The following is a 24926-nucleotide window of genomic DNA, read 5'->3' on the forward strand; positions in this document are numbered from 1 at the left end:
TACGACATAATAGAAGAGGCTGATACTATGTTAGATTTGAAATTTGTCCGAGAAAATCTCGAATTAGTAAAACAAAATTTGGATAATCGTCATACAAAGGGTGATCTTGATACCTTTGTTGCTGCGTATGATGAACGAAAACAATTGATTCAAAAGGTTGAAGAATTAAAGGCATTACGTAATTCTGTAACAGAAGAAATCAGCCAATTAAAACGCAATAAAGAAAATGCAGATGATAAAATTGCAGAAATGAAACGCGTTGGCGATGAAATTTCTGAATTAGATGGTCGCATTCGCGAAGTAGAAGAATCTTTGCGCAATGCTGCATTGATGTTGCCAAATATGTGTGATGCATCTGTTCCTGTTGGTGCTGATGAAGATGAAAATGTAGAACAACGCAAATGGGGTGAACCACGTCAATTTAATTTTGAACCAAAAGCGCATTGGGATATCGGCGAAGAATTAGATATTCTTGATTTTAACCGTGCTGTAAAAATGTCCGGTGCTCGCTTTACCGTATATAAAGGCTTAGGTGCTCGTTTAGAACGTGCTCTTATTAACTTCATGGTTGATCTTCATGTTGATAAGCAAGGCTATACAGAAATGATGACACCATATATGGTAACTCGTGAAACGTTGACAGGTACAGGTCAATTGCCTAAATTTGCTGAAGATATGTACCACGTTGAGAATACAGAATACTTTTTGATTCCTACTGCTGAGGTTACATTAACAAATTATCACAGCGATGAAATCTTGAGTGAAGATGAATTGCCTAAATATTACACTGCATTTACTGCCTGTTTCCGTGCTGAAGCCGGTTCAGCTGGCCGTGATACACGTGGCTTGATTCGTCAACATCAATTTAATAAGGTAGAAATGGTAAAACTTTCAAAACCAGAAGATTCTTGGAATGAATTAGAAAAATTGACAGATAATGCAGAAGAAGTATTACGTCTATTAGAATTGCCATTCCGTGTTATTACATTGTGTACTGGTGATATCGGCTTTGGTTCTGCTAAAACGTATGACGTAGAAGTATGGATGCCTGCACAAAATAAATATAGAGAAATTTCTTCTTGCTCCAATATGACGGACTTCCAAGCTCGTCGTGCAAATATTAAATTCCGTCGTGGTCCTAAAGGCAAACCTGAATTCGTTCATACATTGAATGGTTCTGGCCTTGCAGTAGGTCGTACCGTAGCGGCAATTTTGGAAAATAATCAACAACCAGATGGTTCCGTTGTGATTCCTAAGGTGTTGGTTCCATACATGGGCGGCGTAGAAAAAATTACGCCTGCCAAATAAGGAGGTCCCATGAAATTCTTTATAGATACAGCCGAATTTAGTGAAATTAAAGATGCGTACTCTTATGGCTTTATCGACGGGGTAACGACAAACCCATCCCTAATTGTGAAAGCTAAACGCGATTTAAAACAAGTAATTAAAGAAATCGCGGATCTTGTAGAGGGCCCTGTGAGTGCAGAGGTCATTGCTAGTGATGCACCGGGTATGATTGAAGAAGCGCATGAGCTTGTAAAACTAGGCTCTAATGTGGTTGTTAAAATCCCGATGACTCCAGAAGGCTTAAAAGCCGTTGCAGTGCTTTCAAAAGAAGGTATTAAGACAAATGTAACATTGATTTTTTCTGCTAATCAAGCATTATTGGCGGCTCGCGCTGGTGCTACATTTGTGAGTCCTTTTGTTGGACGTATTGACGATATTAGCATGGATGGATTGACCTTAATTCAAGACATTGCGGATATCTTCGCTATTCACGGTATTAATACTGAAATTATCGCTGCTAGCGTACGTACACCATTGCATATTTTACAATGTGCGAAAGCTGGTGCCCATATTGCAACAGTGCCATATAAAGTGTTGTTACAAGCTATGAAACATCCATTGACCGATGCAGGTTTAGAAAAATTCATGGCTGATTGGAAACAAGCTAATCAATAAGTAATATAAACATCTTTTTAAGGAGGCCCTAAAATGGATCGTACTTTATCTTTAGAATTTGCTCGTGTAGTCGAAGCAGCTGCACTTCGTAGTGGTCGTTTGTTAGGTCGTGGTCAAAAAGACGAAGCCGATGGCTTAGCTGTTGATGCAATGCGTCAAGCATTTGACTCTGTCCGTATTTCTGGTACCGTTGTTATCGGTGAAGGTGAAATCGACGAAGCTCCTATGTTATATATTGGTGAACATGTTGGTGCAGGCGGTCCAGAAGTAGATATTGCAGTAGATCCAATCGAAGGAACGAATTTGATTGCCAAAGGCCAAAATGGTGCTATTGCTGTTATGGCGATTGCTGAAAAGGGTGGCTTGTTACATGCACCTGACATGTACATGGAAAAGATTTGTGTAGGTCCTCGTGGTGCTGGCGCTATTGATATTACAAAATCTTTGACAGAAAATATTCAAAACGTAGCTGCAAAGATGGGCCGTAAGGTTGATGAAATCAACTTGGTAATGCTAGATCGTGAACGTCATTATGGTTTAATGAAGGAAGCTCGTGATTTAGGAGCTCGTATTATGCTTATTTCTGATGGTGATGTTAACCCTGCAATGGAATGCTGTATCGAAGGTTCTGGCGTACATATGGTTGTCGGTACTGGTGGTGCACCAGAAGGCGTATTAGCCGCAGCAGCACTTAAATGTGCAGGTGGCGATATGCAAGCTCGTTTGAAACCAGGAAATGAAGAAGAAATTCGTCGTTGTCATGAAATGGGTGTCAAAGATGTTAACCAAGTATTGACACTTGATGATTTAGTGCGTACTGACGATGTAATCTTTGCTGCTACAGCGATTACACGTGGTAACTTATTGAATCCTATTCAATACTTCCCAGGCGGTGCTCGTACGCATACTATTGTAATGCGCTCTAAAACAGGCACTGTACGATTCCTAGATACTATTCATAGAGATGAAAAATTAACAACATTGAAAGCTCGTTAATTTCTTTGCTTTCAGTAAATAGTCTGTGTAGACCCCTAAGATTAGATTGATAATCTTAGGGGTTTTACTTGATGAGAAAGCCTAAAAAATAGTATAATAATCGTTAGTATATAACAGTGTGACGAATATGGTTATACATGAACATAACCATTTTGATATAAGAAATGTAGGAGGAATTCTTTTGGAAAAGCTCGTTATTAAAGGCGGTAATCAGCTGAATGGTCGCGTGCGCGTTAGTAGTGCGAAAAATGCGGTGTTGCCTATTATTGCAGCTACTTTATTAGCATCAACACCGAGTAAATTATTGGAAATTCCAAATTTAGAGGATGTTGGTACCATCTCCCAAGTTATTGAGTCTTTGGGCGTTAAGATTACACGAAACGAAGCTGATGATGAAATTATCTTCGATGCATCCATGTTGACGGCTACTGAAGCTCCTTATGAATTGGTACGCAAAATGAGAGCATCCTTCCTTGTGATGGGACCATTATTGGCTCGCAAAGGGGAAGCTAAGATTTCTATGCCTGGTGGTTGTGCTATTGGTGCGCGCCCTATCGATTTACATTTAAAAGCGTTTGAAGCGTTGGGTGCAAAAATTGAAATCACAGAAGATTATGTATATGCACATGCTCCAGAGGGCTTACAAGGCACTCAAATTTACTTGGATTTCCCAAGTGTAGGGGCTACTGAAAATGTAATCATGGCTGCTTCTATGGCTAAGGGTAAAACAGTTATTGAAAATGCTGCAGAAGAACCGGAAATCGTTGATTTAGCTACATTCTTGAATGCGATGGGGGCCAATATTCGCGGTGCAGGTACGAATGTGATTCGTATTGAAGGCGTAGAATCCCTGCATGGTGCTATCCATACCGTTATTCCAGATCGTATTGAAGCTGGTACATATTTAATTGCTGCGGCTATGGCTGGCGGTGATGTATTCGTAGAAAATGCATTACCTGAACATTTGAAACCCGTAGTGGCTAAATTGAAAGAAGCAGGCGTTACCGTAGAAGAAGATATTGACGGTATTCGTGTTATTAGCACAGGCAAAGGCTTAAAAGCTGTAGATATTAAAACATTACCATATCCTGGATTCCCTACAGATATGCAAGCTCAATTTATGGCGTTCACTACTATTGCGGAAGGTACAAGCACTGTAACGGAAACTGTATTTGAAAATCGTTTTATGCATGTTGCTGAATTGCGTAAGATGGGGGCTCATATAGATATTGATAATCGACAAGCTATCGTAGAAGGGATGCAATCCTTACATGGCGCTGTTGTGAATGCAACTGATTTACGTGCTGGGGCGGCTTTAGTTTGTGCAGGCTTAGCTGCGGAAGGTACAACAGAAATAGGTCGTTTACATCATATCGATCGCGGTTATGATGATTTAGTGGGTAAATTGAAAAGGTTAGGTGCCGATATTGTTCGGGTTGACGAATAAGAACAAAAGGCCAAAACAGAATACAAAGAAACGAAGCCGGCGTAAACAAGTGCCGGCTTTGCGTCGCAGTCAAGATAATGATGCAAAAGCTAAAAAAGAGTCGGTTGTAGAGCGCACTTCACGAGCTGCTATGGTCAAGGTAACGGAATTACGCCGTAAAGAGCGTCGTCAAAAACGGACGAAACCGATTGCAAAGACCACTCCAGCTATGACATTGAAGCGTATTGTATCCCCTCAGAATGTAGGTGAGACCGTATTTAAATTTGGTCGTTCCCTTACATTCGATTTGGGTATCGATTTAGGTACAGCCAATGTTTTAATCTATGTCAAGGGCAAAGGACTTGTTCTAGATGAACCTGCTTGTGTAGCGAAAGATACTCGGACTGGCGATGTATTAGCAGTAGGTGAAAGCGCACGTCGCATGATAGGTCGAACACCGACGGGGATTGAGGTCATACGACCTGTGCAAGCAGGTGTTATAGCGGATTATGACATGACAGAATTTATGCTCAAGTATTTTATTCGTTCTGTTGTTCCTGCATCTCGTCTCATGAAAACACGTATCGTTGTTTGTGTTCCATCGGGGATTACTCCCGTTGAAAAACGTGCTATTCTTGAAGCATTACTACGAACTGGGGCTAAGAAGACTGTTCTTATTGAAGAGCCTTTAGCAGCGGCTATGGGCACAAATTTAAATGAAGCGGATAAGGTTGGTGCTATGGTCGTAGATATAGGCGGTGGCACTACGGATATTGCCGTTCTTTGTGATACAGGTGTCGTAGTGAGTGAATCGTTGCGTATTGGCGGAGATTCTTTTAATGAGGCTATTATTCAATATGTACGGCGTAAGAAAAAGCTTGTCATTGGTCCTCTAACGGCGGAAGAAATAAAGATATCTGCAGGCACTGTAGACCGGCGTTCCGAAGAGCGAGAGGTAGAAATTCGAGGGCGTGATGTTATTAGCGGTTTGCCTAAGATAGTTACATTACATTCGCTAGAAATACAGCGTGCATTAGAGTCTCAAGTTATGAGTATTCTAGAGGCAATTAAGTCTATATTGGAAAAAACGCCACCTGAATTGGTGGCTGCTATAGGCGATCATGGTATCATTCTCACCGGTGGTGGGGCGTTGATTAGCGGGCTTGACCGCGTTATTTCTCGATCTGTTGGTATAGCTGCTTATTTAGTTGAATTACCAAGGTATGCGGTAATTAAAGGGGTAGCAAAAACATTAGATGAAATGTCATCATTGCGAGATACATTAGAAGACTTACAATAGAATTAGAAAAGCTGAGGTGGGAAACCGTCTCAGCTTTTTGTATTATTGCGAGAAATAGTGTATACTACAAGTGAATAGATTGTATAAAATTAATAATAAAGTATAATCTAATTTGAGTTGTTATATCTAGTTCTGATTTATAACAGAATACGTTAACATACAGAATTTATAAACTCTATATATTGTAAAGGAGTTCGATGATGATACGCCTTAAAACAGCCGCTATAATAACATCTATTATGGTAACAACTACTGTTACTGCTTGTGCCGGTGATTTGACAGCCGTGCGAGTATCCGATTATGATGGTGCAAGCCGTATTGTTTTTGATATGACTGAATTACCTTTATCCTGGACTAAGTCATATAACGCAAACCAAAATACGGTTACCTTGAACTTAGCCAATACAACTAATAAAATTTCCAATGCCGCAGATCGTACAACACATAAGATCGGTGTGTTGAAAGGTATGTCTTTTCAACCTACTAATGATGGTTTACAAGTGAGACTATCTGCCAATCAATCAATTAATTACCATGCTTTCACCCTATCAAATCCCAATTGTGTGGTTGTTGATTTGTTTTCAGATTACAGTCAGAAGACAACGAAAAGTGTAGGTGCATCGATTCAGACTGCTAACATAAAAACAGCAGTTAACGAGGGATTAATTCGCGCTTATGCGATGACAGTTAACAATGATGCACCAATGGTGGTAGCAAGTGTGCCCGGTGGAAAGCCTTTGTCCTCGATTTCACAGCAACACATTGCTGCTGTCGGTTTATCCGTTCCGGGAAAGAGCTTTGATAAACCGTATTCGGTTAGTGCATCTGGTGAGGTAGATTTAAATCGCATTCAATCCGTTGGCGTTCTTCGCTATACGCCAAGTAGAGGGTATTTTATAGAAGAGAAGAAACCATTGTTGCAGGCTAAGACACCTAAATCTACGTTGGTGATTACCACTGTAAATGGTCCACGTAGAAATAATGCTCTTACGCTATATACATCTAGTTTTGGTGAAAGTACAAATACAAATGAATTCGGTTATGAAGTGACAGTAAGTAATGGGAAGGTTCTTAAGGTGGGAAATGGCAATTCCGCATTAGGGAACAATCAATTTGTATTGTCTGCTCATGGTGCGGCCATAGCTTCATTAAAATCTTTAAAAGTGGGCACGCCTGTTGTATTACAACCACGTCAGGAACTTGCGAAGGTAGAAACTGCTGGTGGCGCTATGGTTGAAGGGGGCACACTGGTTTTACATAATGGTAGTTATGTGGGCCCTAAAGATTCTACGAATCGTAGTCGAAGTTTTATCGGCACAACAAAGGATGAAAAGCTCGTTGTAGCCACTGTAGATAAACATAATGCTTCTTCTGTAGGTGTTACACTAGAAGAAGGGGCTAATCTATTGACCTCTTTAGGGGCTATCAATGGATTTGAATTATCTAATCAAGGCAGTGTTGATGTAGAGGTTGATGGCCATTATACTCACAAAGGTAATGAAACGCCTAGTACTTATGAAAAAATACTTATAATCAAGTAATGAGTTGCATACAATTTTGTTTGAAAAAAAGCTAGAGATTTAGTATAATATCTTTATGTATTCTATTGTAAAAGGAGGGATCGTTATGAAAAAGACACTTTTAGCCTTAGCTGCTTTAACAGCATTAGGTATTACTTCTGTAATGGCGGCCCCTGTATCATACCAAAGTGTATTAACAGGTAAAGTTGCTTCTACTGTTGCTGTTGGCACTTCTGTTACAGAAGGTCAAACATTGGTGACTGTAGAAACATTGGCAGGCCCTATGGCGGCAGCTAAATCCACGGTGAATGGCACTGTGACTGCAGTTGATGTTACAGTAGGTTCAGATATTTCTCGTGATCAAGTCGTTGTCACTGTAGAAAGCAAATAAAGGAGATAGGAATGAAGTTTTCTCATTCTTGGCGTCGGTATAGAAAAACGATACTGGCGCTTTTCTTCTGTAGTGCTCTATCATCGGCACAGGCAGTTGATTTTATGCCTGTTCAAGATGTACAGACTGGTATGGAAGGTATAGCAAAAACAGTAATAGTAGGGGATACGATATCGAATTTTAATGTTAAGGTATTGGGCGTTATGAAGGATAAAGGCCCATCTGGACATTTAATTCTTGCAAAGTTTTCTGGCCCTGTTATGGAACAGACCGGTGGCATTGCGCATGGTATGAGTGGTAGTCCTGTATATATTAATGGGAAACTTGTAGGTGCCGTAGCATATGGTTGGGGCTTTGCTGATGGCACGATTGGCATGATAACGCCTATCGAAGATATGGTGAAATTATGGAATATACCGTATGAAAAGAATTTGACAAATACTTGGTCAGACAAACAATTAATTCCAATGAAAACTCCTTTGATGGCCTATGGATTTGATAGTACATCTATGGAGTATTTTAAATCAAAATTACCACAATACAATTACGAAACCTATGATACAGCTAGTTCTAGTAGTGATGATATTGCAAAGCCGTTAGAGGCTGGTGGTTCTGTAGCAGCGTTATTGGTTGATGGCGATTTAAAACTCGGTGCTATTGGTACCGTTACCTATGTTGATGGCAAACAAATGGTGGCCTTCGGGCATCCGTTCTTGAAACATGGTTCCGCTAATTATTTTATGCATAATGCCAATATTTTTACGGTTGTTAAAAGTTATGAATCCGCCTTTAAACTAGGTTCTATGGGACGTGAAATCGGTACCGTTACTGAGGACCGTGGCGCAGGTATTGCCGGTGTCTCTGGTACTATTTCTAGTGGGATTCCAGTTCGCTTTCATTTAAAAGATATCGATATGGGCCGTGACAAGCAGTCTAATGTAAAGGTTATTGAAGATAAGGATATGACACCTACATTGGCGGCTACAGCACTGTATAATATGTTGAATAAGACATTAGATCGCAGTGGTGCCGGTACTGCTAAAATTACCTATACGATTTCACCACGTAATGGTGAACAAAAATCATTAACGCGAACCAATATGTTCTACAGTTCTGAATCTATTAGTGAAAAAACGGTTGATGAGTTTTACAATGTTATCGATGTATTGATGAACAATCGCTTTATTAACTATGAAATTGCGGATATCAATGTGGAAACAGAGGTAACACAAGATAAGAAAACGGCAAAACTTGTAGATGCAGCTGCATCATCGACAGTTGTATCTCCAGGGGATACGATTGTAGTTGACGTTACATTGGAACCATATCGTGGGGAAAAAGTTAATAAAGAGGTATTCTTCACAGTACCTAAAGACCAACCTTTAGGTAAATACACCTTAGAGGTTCGTGGTGGTGGCGAAATCCCATTGCCTTATGTATTGGAAAAACAAAAATATAATTTGACTGATGAAGTTCTACGCCGTTTAAAAGTTTACAAAGACTTTAACGATTTGTTTGATGAATTACAAAAGACTGATACGAATAATCAAATTGTTGTAGAAATTTTAGAAGATGGCGTTAGTCTTGTAAATGAAGAGGCTTCTACAAGTTCTGTGAAAAAGGCAAAACTTCAAGGTGTAGAAGATAAACCTAGCCCTGGAGATCTTAAAAAGAAAAAAGGTAGTGAAGACCTTAGCGATGGCAAAGATGATGAAAAGAAAAATGAAAAAACTGCTATCGACACAGAGTATATTGTTCAAGGGGACGGTCAATTTACAATCCAAGTTATGAGTGTTAAAGACCGTGACAAAGCATTAGCTAAACGTGCTAAAGAAGCTAAAGAACAGGTTAAGATGGAACATAAATTGGAATTAGAAGATCAAGGTAATAAAAAAGATTCCAAAGCATCTCAAAATAAAAAAGACAAGTCTGTTAATAAACCATCTAAGGAAAAACCATCCAAGGATAAACCAGCAGGTGATGCACCTTCGAATGAGAAACCATCTAATGATAAACCTTCAAATGATCAAGTAGAGTAAAATTTGAAATATAAGCAAATAGTAAGGGGGACTGTTGTGAATTGGCTTGAGGCGATAGGTCGCAATGTAATGGCCGGCTTATCGAATGTGGGTACTGCCATGCTACTTCTATGGCAGACCATAAAACAATTAAAAATGCTCAATGCATGGCATGTGCTACAACAGATGGCTCATCTTGGCGTAGACTCACTACCGATTATTAGTCTGACACTATTATTTGCAGGTGGTGTAATGACATTACAAATAACAGATGTGTTAATTACCTATGGTGCACAAGGTACGGTAGGCGGACTCATGGCCGTTGCGATGGGACGTGAATTAGGACCTATTCTTGTAGGCGTTGTATTAGCAGGCCGTGTAGGGGCAGCCATTACAGCTGAAATTGGTACGATGAAGGTTACAGAGCAAATCGATGCATTACGCGTTATGGCTGTAAATCCAATCGGTTATCTCGTTGTACCTCGCGTTGTAGCCTGCATGATTATGGTACCAATCCTCGCATTTTATGGCGTTGCCATTGGTATTGCAGGTGGTTATTTTGTAGCTACTGCTATTAAGGGGTTAGCACCAGCCACCTATTTAGATTCGATACAAATGTTTTCAACCATTTCTGATTTTACATTAGGGTTAATTAAATCTAGTGTTTTTGGTGCTGTCATCGCTCTTGTAGGGTGCTATAAGGGAATGCAAACCAAGATGGGGGCCGAAGCTGTTGGTTTCTCCACTACTAGTTCTGTAGTAACAAGTATTATCTTAGTATTTGTATTAAATTATTTTTTATCGACTCTACTCTTTTAATCGATTATCTCGAACGAGGACTTTATGATTGAATTACGTGATGTGGTTGTAGCCTATGACACGCGTGTAATATTAGATTCTGTTAATCTGACCATTGAAGATGGGGAGACGCTTGTTATTTTAGGTGGTAGTGGTAGTGGTAAAAGTACGCTATTACGCTTGATTATAGGTTTACAACGCCCCACATCAGGCCAAATTATTGTTGATGGTGTAGATATTACTACATTATCTGAAGAAGAATTTAATAAGGTACGTCAAAAGATGGGCATGGTATTTCAATACTCCGCATTATTTGACTCTATGTCAGTGGGGGAGAATGTCGCCTTTGGACTAAGGGAACATACCAATCTGAGTGATGATAAAATTCAACATATTGTTGATGAGCGACTCGGTTGGGTTGGGTTGAGCGGATATGAGTCTTACATGCCTAATGAGTTATCTGGGGGGATGAAGAAAAGGGTTAGTCTTGCTCGGGCTATCGCTCTTGATCCGACGCTCATCTTATACGATGAACCTTCGTCTGGTCTAGACCCCATTACATCGGGAACGATTAGCATGCTCATCCGAGGTATGCAAGAACGGTTGGGCTGTACATCTATCGTAGTAACTCATGATATGCAATCTGCTTTTTATGTGGCTGACAGAATTGCATTACTTGATAAGGGAAAATTTATAGAAGTATCTAAAACAGAGGATTTTAAAAACTCACCTAATCCTAAAGTACAACAATTTATTCATGGTGAGGCGGAGGCTATCGATATCGGAACAAGGAGAGACAGATAATGAAGTGGACGACGGAAGCTAAAGTAGGGGCTTTCACAATTGTAGGTGTTGTGTTGTTCGTGCTGGGCATCATATTTGTGGGGCGTATAGACGTATTTGCAAAACCTCAGATGACGATTACCGGTGATTTTGCTCAAGTTAATGGGTTGAAAAATGGTAATCAGGTTAAATTTTCTGGTGTCGCAATTGGTACAGTTTCTGATATTGAAATTACACCATCTGGTGTTTTAGTGAAGATGAAAGTCGATGATAAAACTCAAATACCAAGCGATTCAACATTTACCTTAGGATCTGATGGATTCTTAGGGGATAAATATATTCAAATTTCACCTGGCAAATCAACCGTATATTTACATGATGGTGATTCCGTTAAAGGTGAAGGGGCCGATGCGATGGATAAAGCCATGCAAAGTGCTCAAAAATTAATGGCTGGTACAGAACAAATGTTGCAATCCATTAATAATATTATTGGCGACCCTAAAACACAAGACGCATTAAAACATTCGTTGCAATCTACGGCTGTCATGGCTGACAATGCGGTAGCGGTTACACAAAATATGGCAGATGTGACGGCTCAACTAAATCAAGCGGCTCAACAATTTAATGCCGATGGTAATGCTGGTAATGACATGCGTGCTATCTTGACGAATATTAAACAAACTACGGATCGTGTTGATCACATGGCGCGTTCCATGGAAGGAACCGTAACGGATCAAAAAGCACAAGAAAATATTAAAGCAACATTGCATAATACGGAACAAATTTCTGCTCGTGTCAATAAATTGTTAGGTGGCAAACCGTATGCATCTGAAACCGTTAATGGTTCCTCGGAGGCTAATGGTTCTGAAAAAAAGTCATCTATTAAAGTAGAACCTTCTGTGGATTTACTTTATAATACAAATCAAGAAGAGGTCCGTATCAATGGTCGTGCTCGCGTTTACACAGATAAAGGCATGGGTGAATTTGGACTTTCTAATATTGGTGATGATACCGATTTTGATTTGAATGGCGGTAAATTTATCGCAAATAAATGGTTAGTACGCGGTGGTATTTTTGAAAGCAAGCTCGGATTTGGCATTGACTATAATCCACGTGGGTCTTTTGGTGTTTCTGCAGCTATGTATGATTTGAATCATCCTAAATATCGACTACGTTCTGATATACGCTTACATAATAATACGTACGGTGTTGTGCAAATGACACGCCCATTTGGTTCTTCAAATGGAGGCACCTACTTTGGTATTAAACAAGTCTTTTAAAACACATATCGTGTGGAGGTATACGTATGAATAAGAAGGCCTTTTCTTTAGCCATAATATTATCGATGGCTACAACAGGTGCATTCGCAAGTGACGTTGTTTCTACATCTGTCAATAATGGTGATAAACTCACAAAACTTCAAAAAGAAGCTATTCAATTAACTCAACAACAATTAGCTCAAAAAGCTTCTCAAGATGCACAACAATATGAAGTCGCATTGAACCTAAATGAAGATAGCACAGTTTCTCTTGCACTGGCTAATAACCGCACTGCAAAACAATCCTTGTGGGATTATCAAGCTGCAAAAGCCACAGTAAGTGCTACAGCAGCAGGAAAAAATCCTAATGTATCCTATGCATGGCAAGGTGCTCGTAATCACGGTGCCAATACTATGACGGGGAGAACTGTTACTAGTAAGACTGGTCAACATAGCTTCACTATTAAGGCCCCTGTATTTAGCCCTGAGTTAGATGCTAATATTGATAAGTCTCGCTTTGCTCGTGAAGGTAGTGGTGCTGCTTATGAAGAAGCTTTACAACAAGCTAAATATGATGCTATCAATGGATACTACACATTGATTATGTATCGTAACAAGGTAGACGTAGCAAACCAAGCTGTTAAGGATTACCAAGGTCATGTGGATAATGTAAAGGCTCAATATAATGTAGGTCTTGTAGCTAATTCTGATGTATTGGCTGCGGATACTAATTTGGCTGACTCTCAAACAAACCTTGTAAAAGCGCAAAATGCAGCGAATTTAGCGGAAGCAAACTTGAATTTGGTGATTGCATATCCAACACAAACGTCTATTACAACAGCAGAACATGATTTGCAATACAAACCATATGCTGTTACATTAGAACAAGCAAAAGCGTATGCTATGCTTCATCGTTCTGCTCTTGTACAATCTGCGATGGCTGTAAAACAAGCTGAAGAGGGTTTAAAAGCTGAGAAAGCTGGCTATTTACCAACAGTAGGTGTCGAAGCTAGTCGTGGCTATGCTGATCCAGATGGCTACTTTGGTACAAGCAGTAAATCTTGGCATATTGGCGCATCCGCTACATGGAGTTTGTGGGATGGGGGCCAAACACAAAATAAAATTAAGGTTGCTCAAGATACATTAGAAAAGGCTAAGGAAGCTAATTTAGCAGCTGTTGATAAGGTAAATCTTGCAGTGCAACAAGCATACCTTAACTTGCGTTCTGCAGAACAAACAATTCAAAGTACGCAAACGGCAGTACATCAAGGTCAAGAAAATTTCCGTATTGCAACACTTCGTTACCGCGCTGGTGTAGGTACAAACCTTGATGTACTCGATGCAGAAACTAAATTGACTGAATCTCGCAATAATTATGTAGATGCTTTATATAATTACAATGTAAGTATTTCTGCTCTTGAACAAGCAACAGGCATTCCTTTGGATACTCCTGTAGGTCAAGGGGCAAGTATTATTGCTAATAGTGGTGCTGTAGAACAATTAGCAGCTTTAGCGACAGCTACACCTGCAAAAAAATAATCATAGAGATAATATACACTCTATTTACAATGACGATTGCTTCGGCGGTCGTCATTTTTTTATCGTTGAATGAACTGTATTACATTTTGATTTCATAAAATTTATACATCATATACTATTGAAATATCATAGAGTATGGTAATATTGATGTATAAATAAGCGTAATTTTTTTAGGTGTGGGGTTTCCTATGACAAGGAAAAAATGGTGCCTAATTGGTGCAGCAGTTTTAGGATTGGGTGTAGCTGGAATAGCTACTTCCATCAATCCAATTGCAGAGCGATATGTGGCGCCCATGGTACAGGAACAACTACATAATACAGTTAGAGGTACAATTCAGTATGATTCTATGCACATCGCTTGGGATGGGGATGTAGTACTGCAAAATGTATCATTAAGGGATGAAAATGACCATTTGGTAGCGGCCGTTCCGACTATGAAGGTATCAATGAAATGGACATCTGCTCCATCTATTTTGATGGGGAATTCAAGTGGTGCAGCCATCGTTTCTACCATTACTTTAGAAAAACCGGACGTCCATGTGTGGCAACTAGCTGATGGATCTTGGAATGTAAATTCTTTATTGGAGTCATCCTCAAAAAATGATAAGAAATCATTTGATGGCAATATCGTCATTAATGATGCTACAGGTGCTGTTCGATTTAAAGATGGCAATGTACATAGGCTATCGAATCTAGATGGAAATATAGCCTTAAATGTTGATGGTATGACAAAAGGGGCATTAAATGGACTTTTAGATGACCATTCGATCGCTGTTAATGGCTCTATCGACATGAATAAAATGGATGATTTTGATTTGTTTGTTCGAGCCGAGTCTGTTGATATATCAGGCATTATGAATATGGTTCCATCCAATAAAAATCTCTCTATAACATCTGGTATATTACATGATGTAAAAGCGCAGATTACGGGGCGTGATGGCAAGTATTCTATGTCTGGTAATTTAGCCTTTGATGGCGTAGGTGGTACCTATAAAAACGGGTCTACTACATACCAAATTGGACAGGGCAATGGTAAGATTTTCTTCCAAAATAATACTGTTTTAATCACTCATAGTGGCTGGTATGTAAACGATCAAGCCGTTAAGGTGAATGGATTGGTAACATTAGGGGATGAGGTTGGTTTAAACTTAAATGCTGTTGCTGATTCCGTAGCTTTAGAGGCTTTCACCAAAAATCAAATTACTGGTAACGTAGGTGCCCGTGTTCATATCGGCGGTACTAGTGTTAATCCGTATGTATCTGGTTCTATAAAGAGTGATGCCATCTCGTATGATAACTATCAGATCGATAGTGGAGAGGCTAATTTTAGTTACTTCGATGGTACCGTGGATATTCACGATGCTTCATTGTACATTGGTAATGGTAGCGTAAAAGCCAAAGGACAATACGGCATTGATAGTGGTGAATTTTCCATTAATGGCACGATTCATAATGCAGAAATAGCTCCATTTACACAAAATTTATCTACACCAGCGTCTGGTATTGTAAATGGAGAATTTTCTGTAAAAGGAAAAAATAGTGATATTACCTCCATAGAAGGTAATATAGTGGGAACGAGTCTATCCGTGCGTGGTATATCTATTGATTCTGCTCGCGTTAGCTTTAATAATGTAGGCGCCTTAACAAATATAGCCATTACGGGGGCGATAGGAAATGGCCAACTTAGTGGATATGGAACGATTGATAATAATCTATTGAATCTATCCTTGTCGGCGGATTCATTAGATGCATCTAATTTTTCAAGTCTTGTTGGTAATAGTGTATCTGGCAATATTACAGGCCATGCTTCTATTACAGGAAATTTAGATAATCCATCTGTGACAGGTAGTGTTACAAGTCCTGAGATTGTCTATAGTGGGGCTCACTTTAATTCCATTAATGCAGGCTTTACTATTAAAAATCATATATTAGAATTAACAAATACATCTATAGGTGATGGAGATGGCGCCATTACTGTAGGGGGTACATTTGATTTAAATTCTAATGCACTTAATATGCGGGCACGTGCCAAAGCTGTCCGGATAGAGAACTTGATTCGGCCGTTTTCTGATGTTCCGCTTACTGGGTGGTTTGAATCTGAAAATGAGATTCGTGGTACTTTAGATAATCCATATGTTCAGGGCCATGTTCATTTATATGACGGTTCTTATAATGGCAAATTGATTAGTGATGCAAAGGCAGATTATACATTAGAAAATAAGACTCTTACACTACCTAAGTTTACTATTCAAGGATATGGTGCTGTCATTCAAGGGGCTGGTACTATGTCAGAAGATGCTCTAAATATCGATTTAGAAGGTAAAGATATAGATATTGGTAGGTTATTAGTCAATACTGATTATGATGTAAAAGGCTATGTACAAGCTAAGGGGCATATTGGAGGCTCTTTATACAATCCTAATTTTAATGGATCTGTTACATCTAACTTCTTAACCATTAATGGCGAAGGTATCACCAATATTTCTGGTACATTATATGCAGATAAAACCGTTGTTAATTTAGAAAAATTTGAATTTGATGAAGAACAAGGTGGCCATTATATGGCCCGTGCAGGTATGTCTACTGTGGGCGATAAGCGATTATTTGGTACATTACAGGTGACAAATGGTCGTGTAAGCAATCTATTATCCCTACTGGGAAAACCGGTGGATAAATTAGATGGTTCTTTGAGTGGTACAGTTGATTTAGGTGGTACCTATGGCAATCCAAGCCTTAATGTGGTGGGTTCAATTAAGGATGTAACTATTGATACTAAGGTAGTAGGCGATGCAAAGATAGATGCCAGTCTAGAAAATCGTAAGTTTAAAATTCGAACATTAAAATTACCTGTTGATGATGGACTTATTGCTGCTGGTGGCACTGTTGATTTAGATGGTGATGCAGATTTACAAATTGCAGTTCGCGATGTTGATATAGAACCATTCTTACCGCTTATTGGTGATAATATTAATGCAACTGGTTCCATTACCGGTGTTATCAATATGACAGGGGCTACAAAAAATCCTAAGGTTGAATTGTCCGCGAGCCTTGCCAATGGTTCTTATAACGGTATCGATATTGATCAAGGTTTTGTATTGGCAACCATGGAAAATCATGTTATTAACGTTCAACGTATTCAAGGGGTTAAAGAAGACTATAAGATAAGTGCATATGGCAAGATTCCTCTAGCTGCGTTGTATACGACTGGATATCTCGATGCAAATGATTCTAAAGCGATGGATATGACTATTGACTTTAATGAGGCTGATATGGCTGTTATCCCTTTGATTACTTCTACGGTGAAAGACGCAACTGGGGCATTAAAAGGTGTTGTTCATGTAACAGGAACTATTGATCAACCAGAAGCGTACGGTACAGTATCTGTTCGAAATGGTACCATGAAGATAAAGAATGTAGGGAATGAGCTTAAGGATATTGATGGGGATTTAATTTTCTCAGGTCAACAAGCAGATTTTCAATCCCGCATATCTGCAGGCAAAGGGACCGCTGGTTTAGCAGCGAAGGTTAATTGGACAGGTCATACCATGACTAGTTACCGTGCAGCCATTCAATTGGACGGGTTAGATTTATCTAACGAGTATATTTCAGGTCCATTAAAGGGAGAACTCTATATAGCTGAAAAAGAGGGAATCCCTACACTTATGGGTAATCTAAATCTAGAGAATATGAAGTTCAAAATTCCACTTTCCTTAGAAACTAGTGAAAGCACGCGTGATTTGGGGATTGATGTTAACGTACATGCTGGTAAAAATGTACGACTTTACGATAGAACTTTGTATAATATGCGTATTAGTGGAGATGTTCATTTTGGGGGCTCTGTATTTAATCCTACCTCTAGTGGACAGTTTAACGTGGTGAGTGGTACGTTTAAATATCTAAGCCATACCTTTGATATTACAAAGGGGACTGCAACTTTTACATCTGGAACGTATTTGCCTATGCTTCAACTAGATGCGGAAACAAATGTAGGTACTTATAATATTTATCTCGGCGTGAAAGGTACTGTGGACCATATGGATTTAACGCTTAAATCCGAACCAAGCTTATCGCGTAAGCAAATCATTTCTATGTTGACCTTTGGTCGTGGTGAACCATCGAATAGTAGTACAATTACCAATGAAGATGCCAATGCATTAGCTGTAGCTGGTGCACAAATGTTTGCTTTTGGTTATGTACAAGATGCAGTGCAAAATGCATTGGGTTTAGATCGTGTTAATATTACGACAGGCTCCATAGATCCGAATGAACCTACTAGTAGGGAAACATCGGGAAATTATAATATCGAAATCGGCAAATATGTCTTGCCGAGAACGATGATCACCTATACGCAAGGTATCAATAATAAACAAAATAAATATGGTATTGAATACTCGTTACGGCGAAGTGTTAAGTTTAATGCTTGGCATACATCACAGGGTAGTACCTATATTGGTGGACGTTGGACACGAGAGTTCTAGCGATGATGACTATAATGAAGAATCTGAATAAGGACCTTCATTATAGTCATTTTAATTTCATAAAATTGAATTATAGTAGTACTAATTCCCAGTATTATATGATATAATAATAAAGATTTAATACTCTTTAAAGAGGGATAATTTTAGGAGGATTTTATGTTAACAAGCAAAGCCTATAAACGTATGCTAGCAGCATCTGTGTTGACTGCTGTTATGGGTACTGGCAGTGTGTTTGCTGCAGAAGTACAAACAGGCTATACACCAGATATGAATGCAACTGCTACAGCAGATACTGCAACTACTGATGATACAACGACTAAAGCAGCTGTATACAATGCTGGTACAGAAAAGGGTGCTAATACACAAGATAATACTGATGCGGCAATTTTAGCTGCTCGTGGTGACACTACATTATCCACTGATGGTACTGTTGTACAAGGTTCTGATGGCACAGTTACCGTTAATAACGGGGCTTTAAAAACAGACGATAAACAAGTAAAAATGGTTTCCAAAACTACAGCAGGTACAGACTTGGATAAGGTTGCAGAAAACGGTCAGGCACAAGCCGTAACATCTGTTGAGGCTCAATACGTTACTGCTGTTAGTGCTGATTCTGTTAACCCATTTGTAGGTAAAACAATTACAGGCTTATCTATCTCTGGTATTCCTGCTGATCAAGCGGCGCAATTAATGACATTGTTATCTGAAAAGGTAGGCGATGCTGTTTCCGTTGATGGTGTATTTAAAGATGTCCAAAATTTGGGTAACAGTGGCTATTTCTCAGAAGTGAACCCCGTCTTTACATCTGTTCCGGAAGGCGTGAAAATTGACTTTGCTGTTGTGACTAACCCTGTAGTACATGGTGTTGTGTTTGAAGGTAATTCTGTATACACATCCGATGTATTAACTAAATATATGGCAATTCCTGAAGGCCAAATCATGAACTCCGTATATGTAGGCCAAAAGGTACAAGGTATCAATGCAGCGTATGCTCGTGATGGTTATATGTTAGCTCATGTAGACGGTATTGCTGTAGATGACAATGGTATGATTCATATCCATATCGTGGAAGGTATTGTAGAAGATATTGTACCAGCTGGTAATAAGAAAACTCGTAACAAAGTTATCACTCGTGAGTTCGTACAAAAAACTGGTAAACCATTCAACAAGTTCTTAGTTCGTCGTTCCGTAGAACGCGTATACAACTTGGGCTTCTTTGATGATGTAAATGTACGTATGTTACCAGGTGAAAAAGATCCTAACAATGTAATTATTGAAATTGACATATTGGAACATAAAACAGGTACAATCACATTAGGTGCAGGTTATTCTAAATCCGATGGCTTGATGGGTATCGTTGAATTTGGTGAAGATAACCTTCGCGGTACAGGTGATAAATTTAAAGTTCACTGGGAAATCGGTGGTAAGAAGAAATATAAAAACTACCAAATTTCTTACTTGAAACCTTGGATTGACCACAGAGGTACTTCTCTTGGATTCTCCTTCTTCAACCGTGAAGATGAATACACTGACTATGATAGCGATGGTAGCGAAGTAGCAGAATACAACAAAAAATCCAAAGGCTTTAATATCTCCTTTGGTCGTCAAACAGGCGAATATACACGCGACTACTTAACACTTGAATCCCGCTCTGATAAATACAAATGGGATAATGACGATAGCTCTGGATTCCGTTATGATGCGGGTACTGGTGCAGGCCCTAATAATAGATGGAATAACGGCTCATATGATTTTGCCGGCATGGATTATGTAGGTAAAAACTTTGGTCGCATCAATTCCATTTCATGGCAAAAGGTATATGACTCCCGCGATAACATTTATGAACCAACTCGTGGTCGTCGTATTTCCTACACTGCACAATGGGCTGGTCATGGCTTAGGCGGTGATTTTGATTTCTATAAATTCACAGCTGAAATGCGTGCATACAAAAAAGTGGGTTCCAAAAATGTATTGGCCTTCCGTGCACGTGGTGGTTTCATCCAAGGTGATGCACCATATAGCCAATTGTTCACATTAGGTGGCGCAGATACATTACGTGGTTACGAAGATGATCAATTCCGCGGTAAAAATATGTATAATGCGACATTGGAATTCCGTTTCCCTATCGTGAAAAAGGTAAGTGGCGTATTATTTACAGATATCGGTGATGCTTGGGATGCTCCTAATGTTCCTTGGTATAAAAATACTAAGAGCTTTAACTATGGCGTTGGTGCCGGTGTTCGAATCACTACACCAATCGGTCCTGTTAAACTCGACTATGGTATTGGCAAGGATAAGAAGAAATTCCACTTCAGCTTCGGTACACAATTCTAATATTGAGACATATTATGGTGAAAGCACCTTCTATAGAGGGGGCTTTCACCAATATCTCTATTATGGCACTCATAGTGCGTAGATTAACAGAAATGAGGAATGTTCATTATGATGAGAATGATGAATAACAAGAAGAATGTGAAAATATTCTCCATTGTTATTGCCGCAATTTTTATTATCGGTATTGGTGCGTTAGCCTATACTCAAATGGCTACACCTGGTACTAGTGCTGCTAGTAATGTAGGTGTAATCGATATGAGCCGTTTGGATAATCCTGAAAACCCTGTATATGTAAAAGCTGCTAAGGAATTTACTGATTATCGTAGTCAAGTAGCAGCAGATATGCAAACGAAGGTAGATGCTGCTCAAGATGATGCTACTAAAGCTAAAATTAAGCAAGAAGCACAAGCTAATGTAGAAAAGAAAATGGAAGAAATGAATAAACAGATGGCTGACCAAACAATGGAAGCAGCTAAAGCTGTTGGTAATGCTAAGGGTTTATCTGTAGTTCTTCCTAAAGATGCAGTTCTTTATGGTGGTGTAGATATTACTGATCAAGTACTAAAAAAACTAGCATCTGATGCAAAATAATAATGATACAAAGGTAATCAGATAAGGGTGAGCAGTATGAAGCTAAATAAACGGTATATAGGATTATTTCTGTTTTTAGCAGCTGCACTGATTGCGATGTATGGAGCCTATGGATTTATTACTAATCGGCAATCTTCAGAAGGGCCATCTATTGGGGTCGTACAAATTGATGATGTACTAGAGTTTAATCCATCTTATGAAGATTATAAGAATGCAAAAGCAGAGTTGGAACAGCTTAAAGCTCAATATGCCATAGAACAGGAGGCGTTGAATACCAAGTCTGATCTGCAGAATGAACAACTTAAATCCTTGTCTCTAGACCCGACATTGTCGGATGCGTTAAATATTGAATTACAAACGCGAATCGCTACAAAACAAAATCAACTTAATGCACAGCTAGATGCTAAACGGGCTGAACTGGTACAAAAATACATGAAAGAGCTCAAAGTTGCTAACAAGGGATATGACTTGGAGATTGTAAATCTACAATTACAACTATATGCTTTTGATAGCCGTGTTTATATCGATGATGCGCAGAAAGAAGCGGCTCAGGCACAAAAAGCTGAATTGGAAAACCGACTTCAAAGCTTGCTGGCTAAACGTAAACCATCCAATTTTGATATGGATGCTATACGGGCTAAAGTAGATGCAGAATTAAAACCTATCCGTGATGCAGGGGAACAAGAACTTAAACAATATGCCGAGTCTGTACAAGCTGAACTAGCAAAGAAACGCGATACAATGATGCAAAATCAAGCTAAAGCGATTGTATCGACGAATAATTTGCCAGTTCCTCAAGAGTGGAACGATAGTTGGGCAAAGAAATTATCGGATAAAGAGGCAGAGGTAAATGCACTTCATGAGGCCATTTTAGAGGACGTGCGGATGCGCGTTGCTATTATTGCTCAAGAACGTCATTTAGAGCTTGTTTTGATTGATCATGGTGGAAATATCAAAGGGCTAGATATAACAGATGCTGTGAAAGCGTCATATCGAGTTCAGTAAGGAGTATACGATGAATAAGAAAATGAAATCTTTAATTTTAGGTGCAACAATGATTATGGCATTGCCAATTATTGGTGGTTGTGGTAGCAATACTATTGGTTATGTAGATTCCCAAAAAGTTGTGACACAAACTGCGAAATCTATTGAGATTAACAAAGAAATTAATGCAAAAGGTAAAGAACTTCAAGCCAAAATCGATGCTGCTGATGAAGCATCTAAAGCGCAAGTTACGACTGATGCAAAACAAGATTTTAATGCTTTCACAACTGCAAAAAATCAAGAGTTGAAACAATATATCGATCAACAAGTTAATGAATTAGCTAAAGAGAAAAAGCTAGATGTAGTATTGCTTAAAGGTGCTGTTGTTGGTGGCGGCGTAGATGTAACTGATGACTTAATCAATAAAATGGGCAAAGCATCTGATGAAGATATTAAAGCTGCAGAAAATGAAGCGAACCAACAAGAAGCTCAACAAGCGCAACAAGGTGAAGCCCAACAAGCGCAACCTGCTGAAGCTGCGCAATAGTTTAGTTAACACTTGGGGGGGACTTAATAGTGGAAAAGACCGTACTGGAGCTTGCTCAACTTATTGGTGGTAAGGTGGTTGGTAATGAATCGCTAGTAATCACAGAGACACGTGGCTTTGAACAAGCGGCACCTCAATCGATTACATTTGCTATTGGTGAATATGTGGAACACATTGGCTTATGTAAAGCTGGTGCTGTAATTTTAGAGCAAGAAGCGCCCAATGCACCGATGACACAAATCATTGTAGATAATGCAAAGGTTGCCTTCGCACAAGTATTACAATTATTTCATCCACCTGTTGTAATACCACGTGAAATCCATCCTACTGCAATCATTGGTGAGAATGTTAAGCTAGGCGATAATGTTGCTATTGGTGCCTATTGTGTTATCAATGATAATGCAGTGATTGGTGATAATGTTACAATTCGTCCATATGTTTATATTGGTCATAATACTCGTGTTGGTAATGATTGTGATATATATACTGGCGCCGTTGTTCATGAAAATTGTATATTAGGAAATCGTGTCGTATTACGCGCTAAAGCGGTAATCGGTGGTGAAGGCTTTGGTTTTGCTACTGAAAATGGCGTACATACGCATATTCCTCAAGTAGGTAATGTCATTTTAGAGGATGATGTAGAAATTGGATCTTGTACAACCATCGATAATGCAACTATGGGATCTACATTAGTTCGAAAAGGGACAAAAATTGACAACCTAGTTCACTTGGGACATAATGTTGAAATTGGTGAAAACTGTTTCCTCATTGCACAAGTGGGAATTGCAGGTAGTACGAAATGTGGAAATAATGTAATTTTTGCAGGACAAACCGGTTGTACAGGGCATATTACAATAGGTGACAATGCAAAATTTGCTGGTAAAACTGGTATTACTGGTAATGTACCAGCAGATGCTGTTATGGCTGGTTACCCAATGCGTCCTCATAAGGAATGGTTAAAACTGTCCGCTTATGAACATCGCTTACCAGAAATGGTAAAAACTGTAAAACAATTGCAGAAGGAAATCGATGCTTTAAAAGCGCAGCTTAAGGAGAGCTAATACGTTTATGTATAGGTTTATGAAGTTGTTTAGTGCCTTTATTTGCATGTTGCCTCATAGTTGGCAGTATGCAATAGGTACATTGCTTGGTGAAATTGCTTGGCTTGCTGTGCCTCCTAAACGGAAGCGGTTGGCAATCGGGCAGATTTTGTTTTGTAAAATCACTGATGATCCTGTTGAAGCAAAACGAATTGCTAAGGCGAGTACGACTCGATTTGGTCGTATGATTATCGATGTATTGAGATACCCTGAAATTAAAGATGGCGACTATAAGGATATGGTCAACTTTACCAATAAGGATATTTTGGATGAAGTCTTAGCTGATGGCAAGGGGGCTATTCTGGCTGCCCTTCATAGCGGTAACTGGGAATTACTTGGAGGTGTACTGGCTTCTGAAGGGTACCCTCTAATTTCTGTAGCGCTAAAACAAAACGGCGATGCAGATAAATTTATCAATGAATATCGTGAGCTTATGCATCAACATGTGATGTATAAGACGAGTGTGCGCGATATGGTGAAAGCTTTAAAAAGCGGTGCTTTTTTAGGGTTGATTATGGATCAGGATCCTGGAGAAAATGGTGTATTGGTACCATTCTTTGGTTATGAAACACTAACAGCAGATGGTCCTGCTGTATTAGGGCGTATGCAAGATGTACCTATCATCTTTGTGACCATGCACTATAGCCCTTATACGGGAAAACATGAAATTGAAGTACATCAACCATTATATGTAGAAAAAACAGATGATAAGAAACGGGATGTAGCAATTACTACGATTAAGCTCAATGAATTTATTGAGGATTATATTCGTCGTTATCCAGAAGATTGGTTCTGGCTACATAATCGTTGGAAATGGACTCGTCGTTACTATGGTGACAAGATTGATACTCCACCAGATGTGTTTCATTAAAAAAATATAAAAAGTATAATCGGCGTTGCA

Annotated in this window: 19 protein-coding genes; all 19 read left to right on the forward strand. The window is 39.2% G+C overall.

Translation table 11 applies throughout. The annotated features are described in order from the left end of the window. Positions 1-27: 27 nt before the first annotated feature. The 19 genes from serS (at position 28) to O3598_RS08345 (ending at position 24896) form a co-directional block, all read left to right on the forward strand. Entirely contained in the window at positions 28-1308 is a 1281-nt protein-coding gene (gene serS / locus O3598_RS08255; protein ID WP_371452349.1) for a serine--tRNA ligase, read from the forward strand. 9 nt (positions 1309-1317) lie between these two features. Then, on the forward strand, positions 1318-1962 hold the full coding sequence (gene fsa, locus O3598_RS08260; protein WP_009661456.1) for a fructose-6-phosphate aldolase: 645 nt from the start codon (positions 1318-1320) through the stop codon (positions 1960-1962). A 33-nt stretch (positions 1963-1995) separates the two neighbouring features. Further along, positions 1996-2958 (forward strand): class II fructose-bisphosphatase, encoded by a 963-nt coding sequence (gene glpX, locus O3598_RS08265; protein ID WP_005376616.1) that lies wholly within the window; start codon positions 1996-1998, stop codon positions 2956-2958. Between the two features lie 181 nt (positions 2959-3139). Beyond that, positions 3140-4405: a UDP-N-acetylglucosamine 1-carboxyvinyltransferase gene (gene murA, locus O3598_RS08270; RefSeq protein WP_009661423.1), complete on the forward strand. Its 1266-nt coding sequence runs from the start codon at positions 3140-3142 to the stop codon at positions 4403-4405. Positions 4406-4454: 49 nt separating this feature from the next. After that, entirely contained in the window at positions 4455-5684 is a 1230-nt protein-coding gene (locus O3598_RS08275; RefSeq protein ID WP_005381741.1) for a rod shape-determining protein, read from the forward strand. A 200-nt stretch (positions 5685-5884) separates the two neighbouring features. Then, positions 5885-7225: a phosphodiester glycosidase family protein gene (locus O3598_RS08280; RefSeq protein ID WP_371452351.1), complete on the forward strand. Its 1341-nt coding sequence runs from the start codon at positions 5885-5887 to the stop codon at positions 7223-7225. An 85-nt stretch (positions 7226-7310) separates the two neighbouring features. After that, on the forward strand, positions 7311-7595 hold the full coding sequence (locus O3598_RS08285; RefSeq protein ID WP_009661435.1) for a biotin/lipoyl-containing protein: 285 nt from the start codon (positions 7311-7313) through the stop codon (positions 7593-7595). An 11-nt stretch (positions 7596-7606) separates the two neighbouring features. Next, positions 7607-9634, forward strand: a complete 2028-nt coding sequence (locus O3598_RS08290) for a SpoIVB peptidase S55 domain-containing protein (RefSeq protein ID WP_038125227.1) — start codon at positions 7607-7609, stop codon at positions 9632-9634. Between the two features lie 36 nt (positions 9635-9670). Then, positions 9671-10432, forward strand: a complete 762-nt coding sequence (locus O3598_RS08295; protein ID WP_227041446.1) for an MlaE family ABC transporter permease — start codon at positions 9671-9673, stop codon at positions 10430-10432. A 24-nt stretch (positions 10433-10456) separates the two neighbouring features. Further along, positions 10457-11215 (forward strand): ABC transporter ATP-binding protein, encoded by a 759-nt coding sequence (locus tag O3598_RS08300; protein WP_009661471.1) that lies wholly within the window; start codon positions 10457-10459, stop codon positions 11213-11215. Next, complete coding sequence (locus O3598_RS08305) at positions 11215-12474, forward strand: MlaD family protein (RefSeq protein WP_371452354.1); 1260 nt, start codon at positions 11215-11217, stop codon at positions 12472-12474. The genes O3598_RS08300 and O3598_RS08305 overlap by 1 nt, the downstream gene beginning before the upstream one ends. Before the next feature lie 26 nt (positions 12475-12500). After that, entirely contained in the window at positions 12501-13991 is a 1491-nt protein-coding gene (locus O3598_RS08310; protein ID WP_371452356.1) for a TolC family protein, read from the forward strand. A gap of 188 nt (positions 13992-14179) precedes the next feature. Further along, positions 14180-18469: a translocation/assembly module TamB domain-containing protein gene (locus O3598_RS08315; protein ID WP_371452358.1), complete on the forward strand. Its 4290-nt coding sequence runs from the start codon at positions 14180-14182 to the stop codon at positions 18467-18469. 156 nt (positions 18470-18625) lie between these two features. Next, on the forward strand, positions 18626-20803 hold the full coding sequence (locus O3598_RS08320) for a BamA/OMP85 family outer membrane protein (RefSeq protein WP_371452360.1): 2178 nt from the start codon (positions 18626-18628) through the stop codon (positions 20801-20803). 108 nt (positions 20804-20911) lie between these two features. Next, complete coding sequence (locus O3598_RS08325) at positions 20912-21394, forward strand: OmpH family outer membrane protein (RefSeq protein WP_009661451.1); 483 nt, start codon at positions 20912-20914, stop codon at positions 21392-21394. A 36-nt stretch (positions 21395-21430) separates the two neighbouring features. Then, a complete protein-coding gene (locus O3598_RS08330) occupies positions 21431-22399 on the forward strand; it encodes a hypothetical protein (RefSeq protein ID WP_371452362.1) in 969 nt (322 codons plus the stop codon). A 10-nt stretch (positions 22400-22409) separates the two neighbouring features. Then, positions 22410-22925 carry an OmpH/Skp family outer membrane protein gene (locus tag O3598_RS08335; RefSeq protein ID WP_270524266.1) on the forward strand — a complete coding sequence of 172 codons (516 nt, stop codon included), beginning with the start codon at positions 22410-22412 and terminating at the stop codon, positions 22923-22925. Between the two features lie 29 nt (positions 22926-22954). After that, positions 22955-23986: a UDP-3-O-(3-hydroxymyristoyl)glucosamine N-acyltransferase gene (gene lpxD / locus O3598_RS08340; protein ID WP_005381785.1), complete on the forward strand. Its 1032-nt coding sequence runs from the start codon at positions 22955-22957 to the stop codon at positions 23984-23986. Between the two features lie 7 nt (positions 23987-23993). Then, complete coding sequence (locus O3598_RS08345; RefSeq protein ID WP_119982159.1) at positions 23994-24896, forward strand: lysophospholipid acyltransferase family protein; 903 nt, start codon at positions 23994-23996, stop codon at positions 24894-24896. Positions 24897-24926: the final 30 nt, after the last annotated feature.

The organism is Veillonella atypica (genome assembly GCF_041431435.1).
In the GTDB taxonomy this organism is placed as follows: domain Bacteria; phylum Bacillota; class Negativicutes; order Veillonellales; family Veillonellaceae; genus Veillonella; species Veillonella atypica.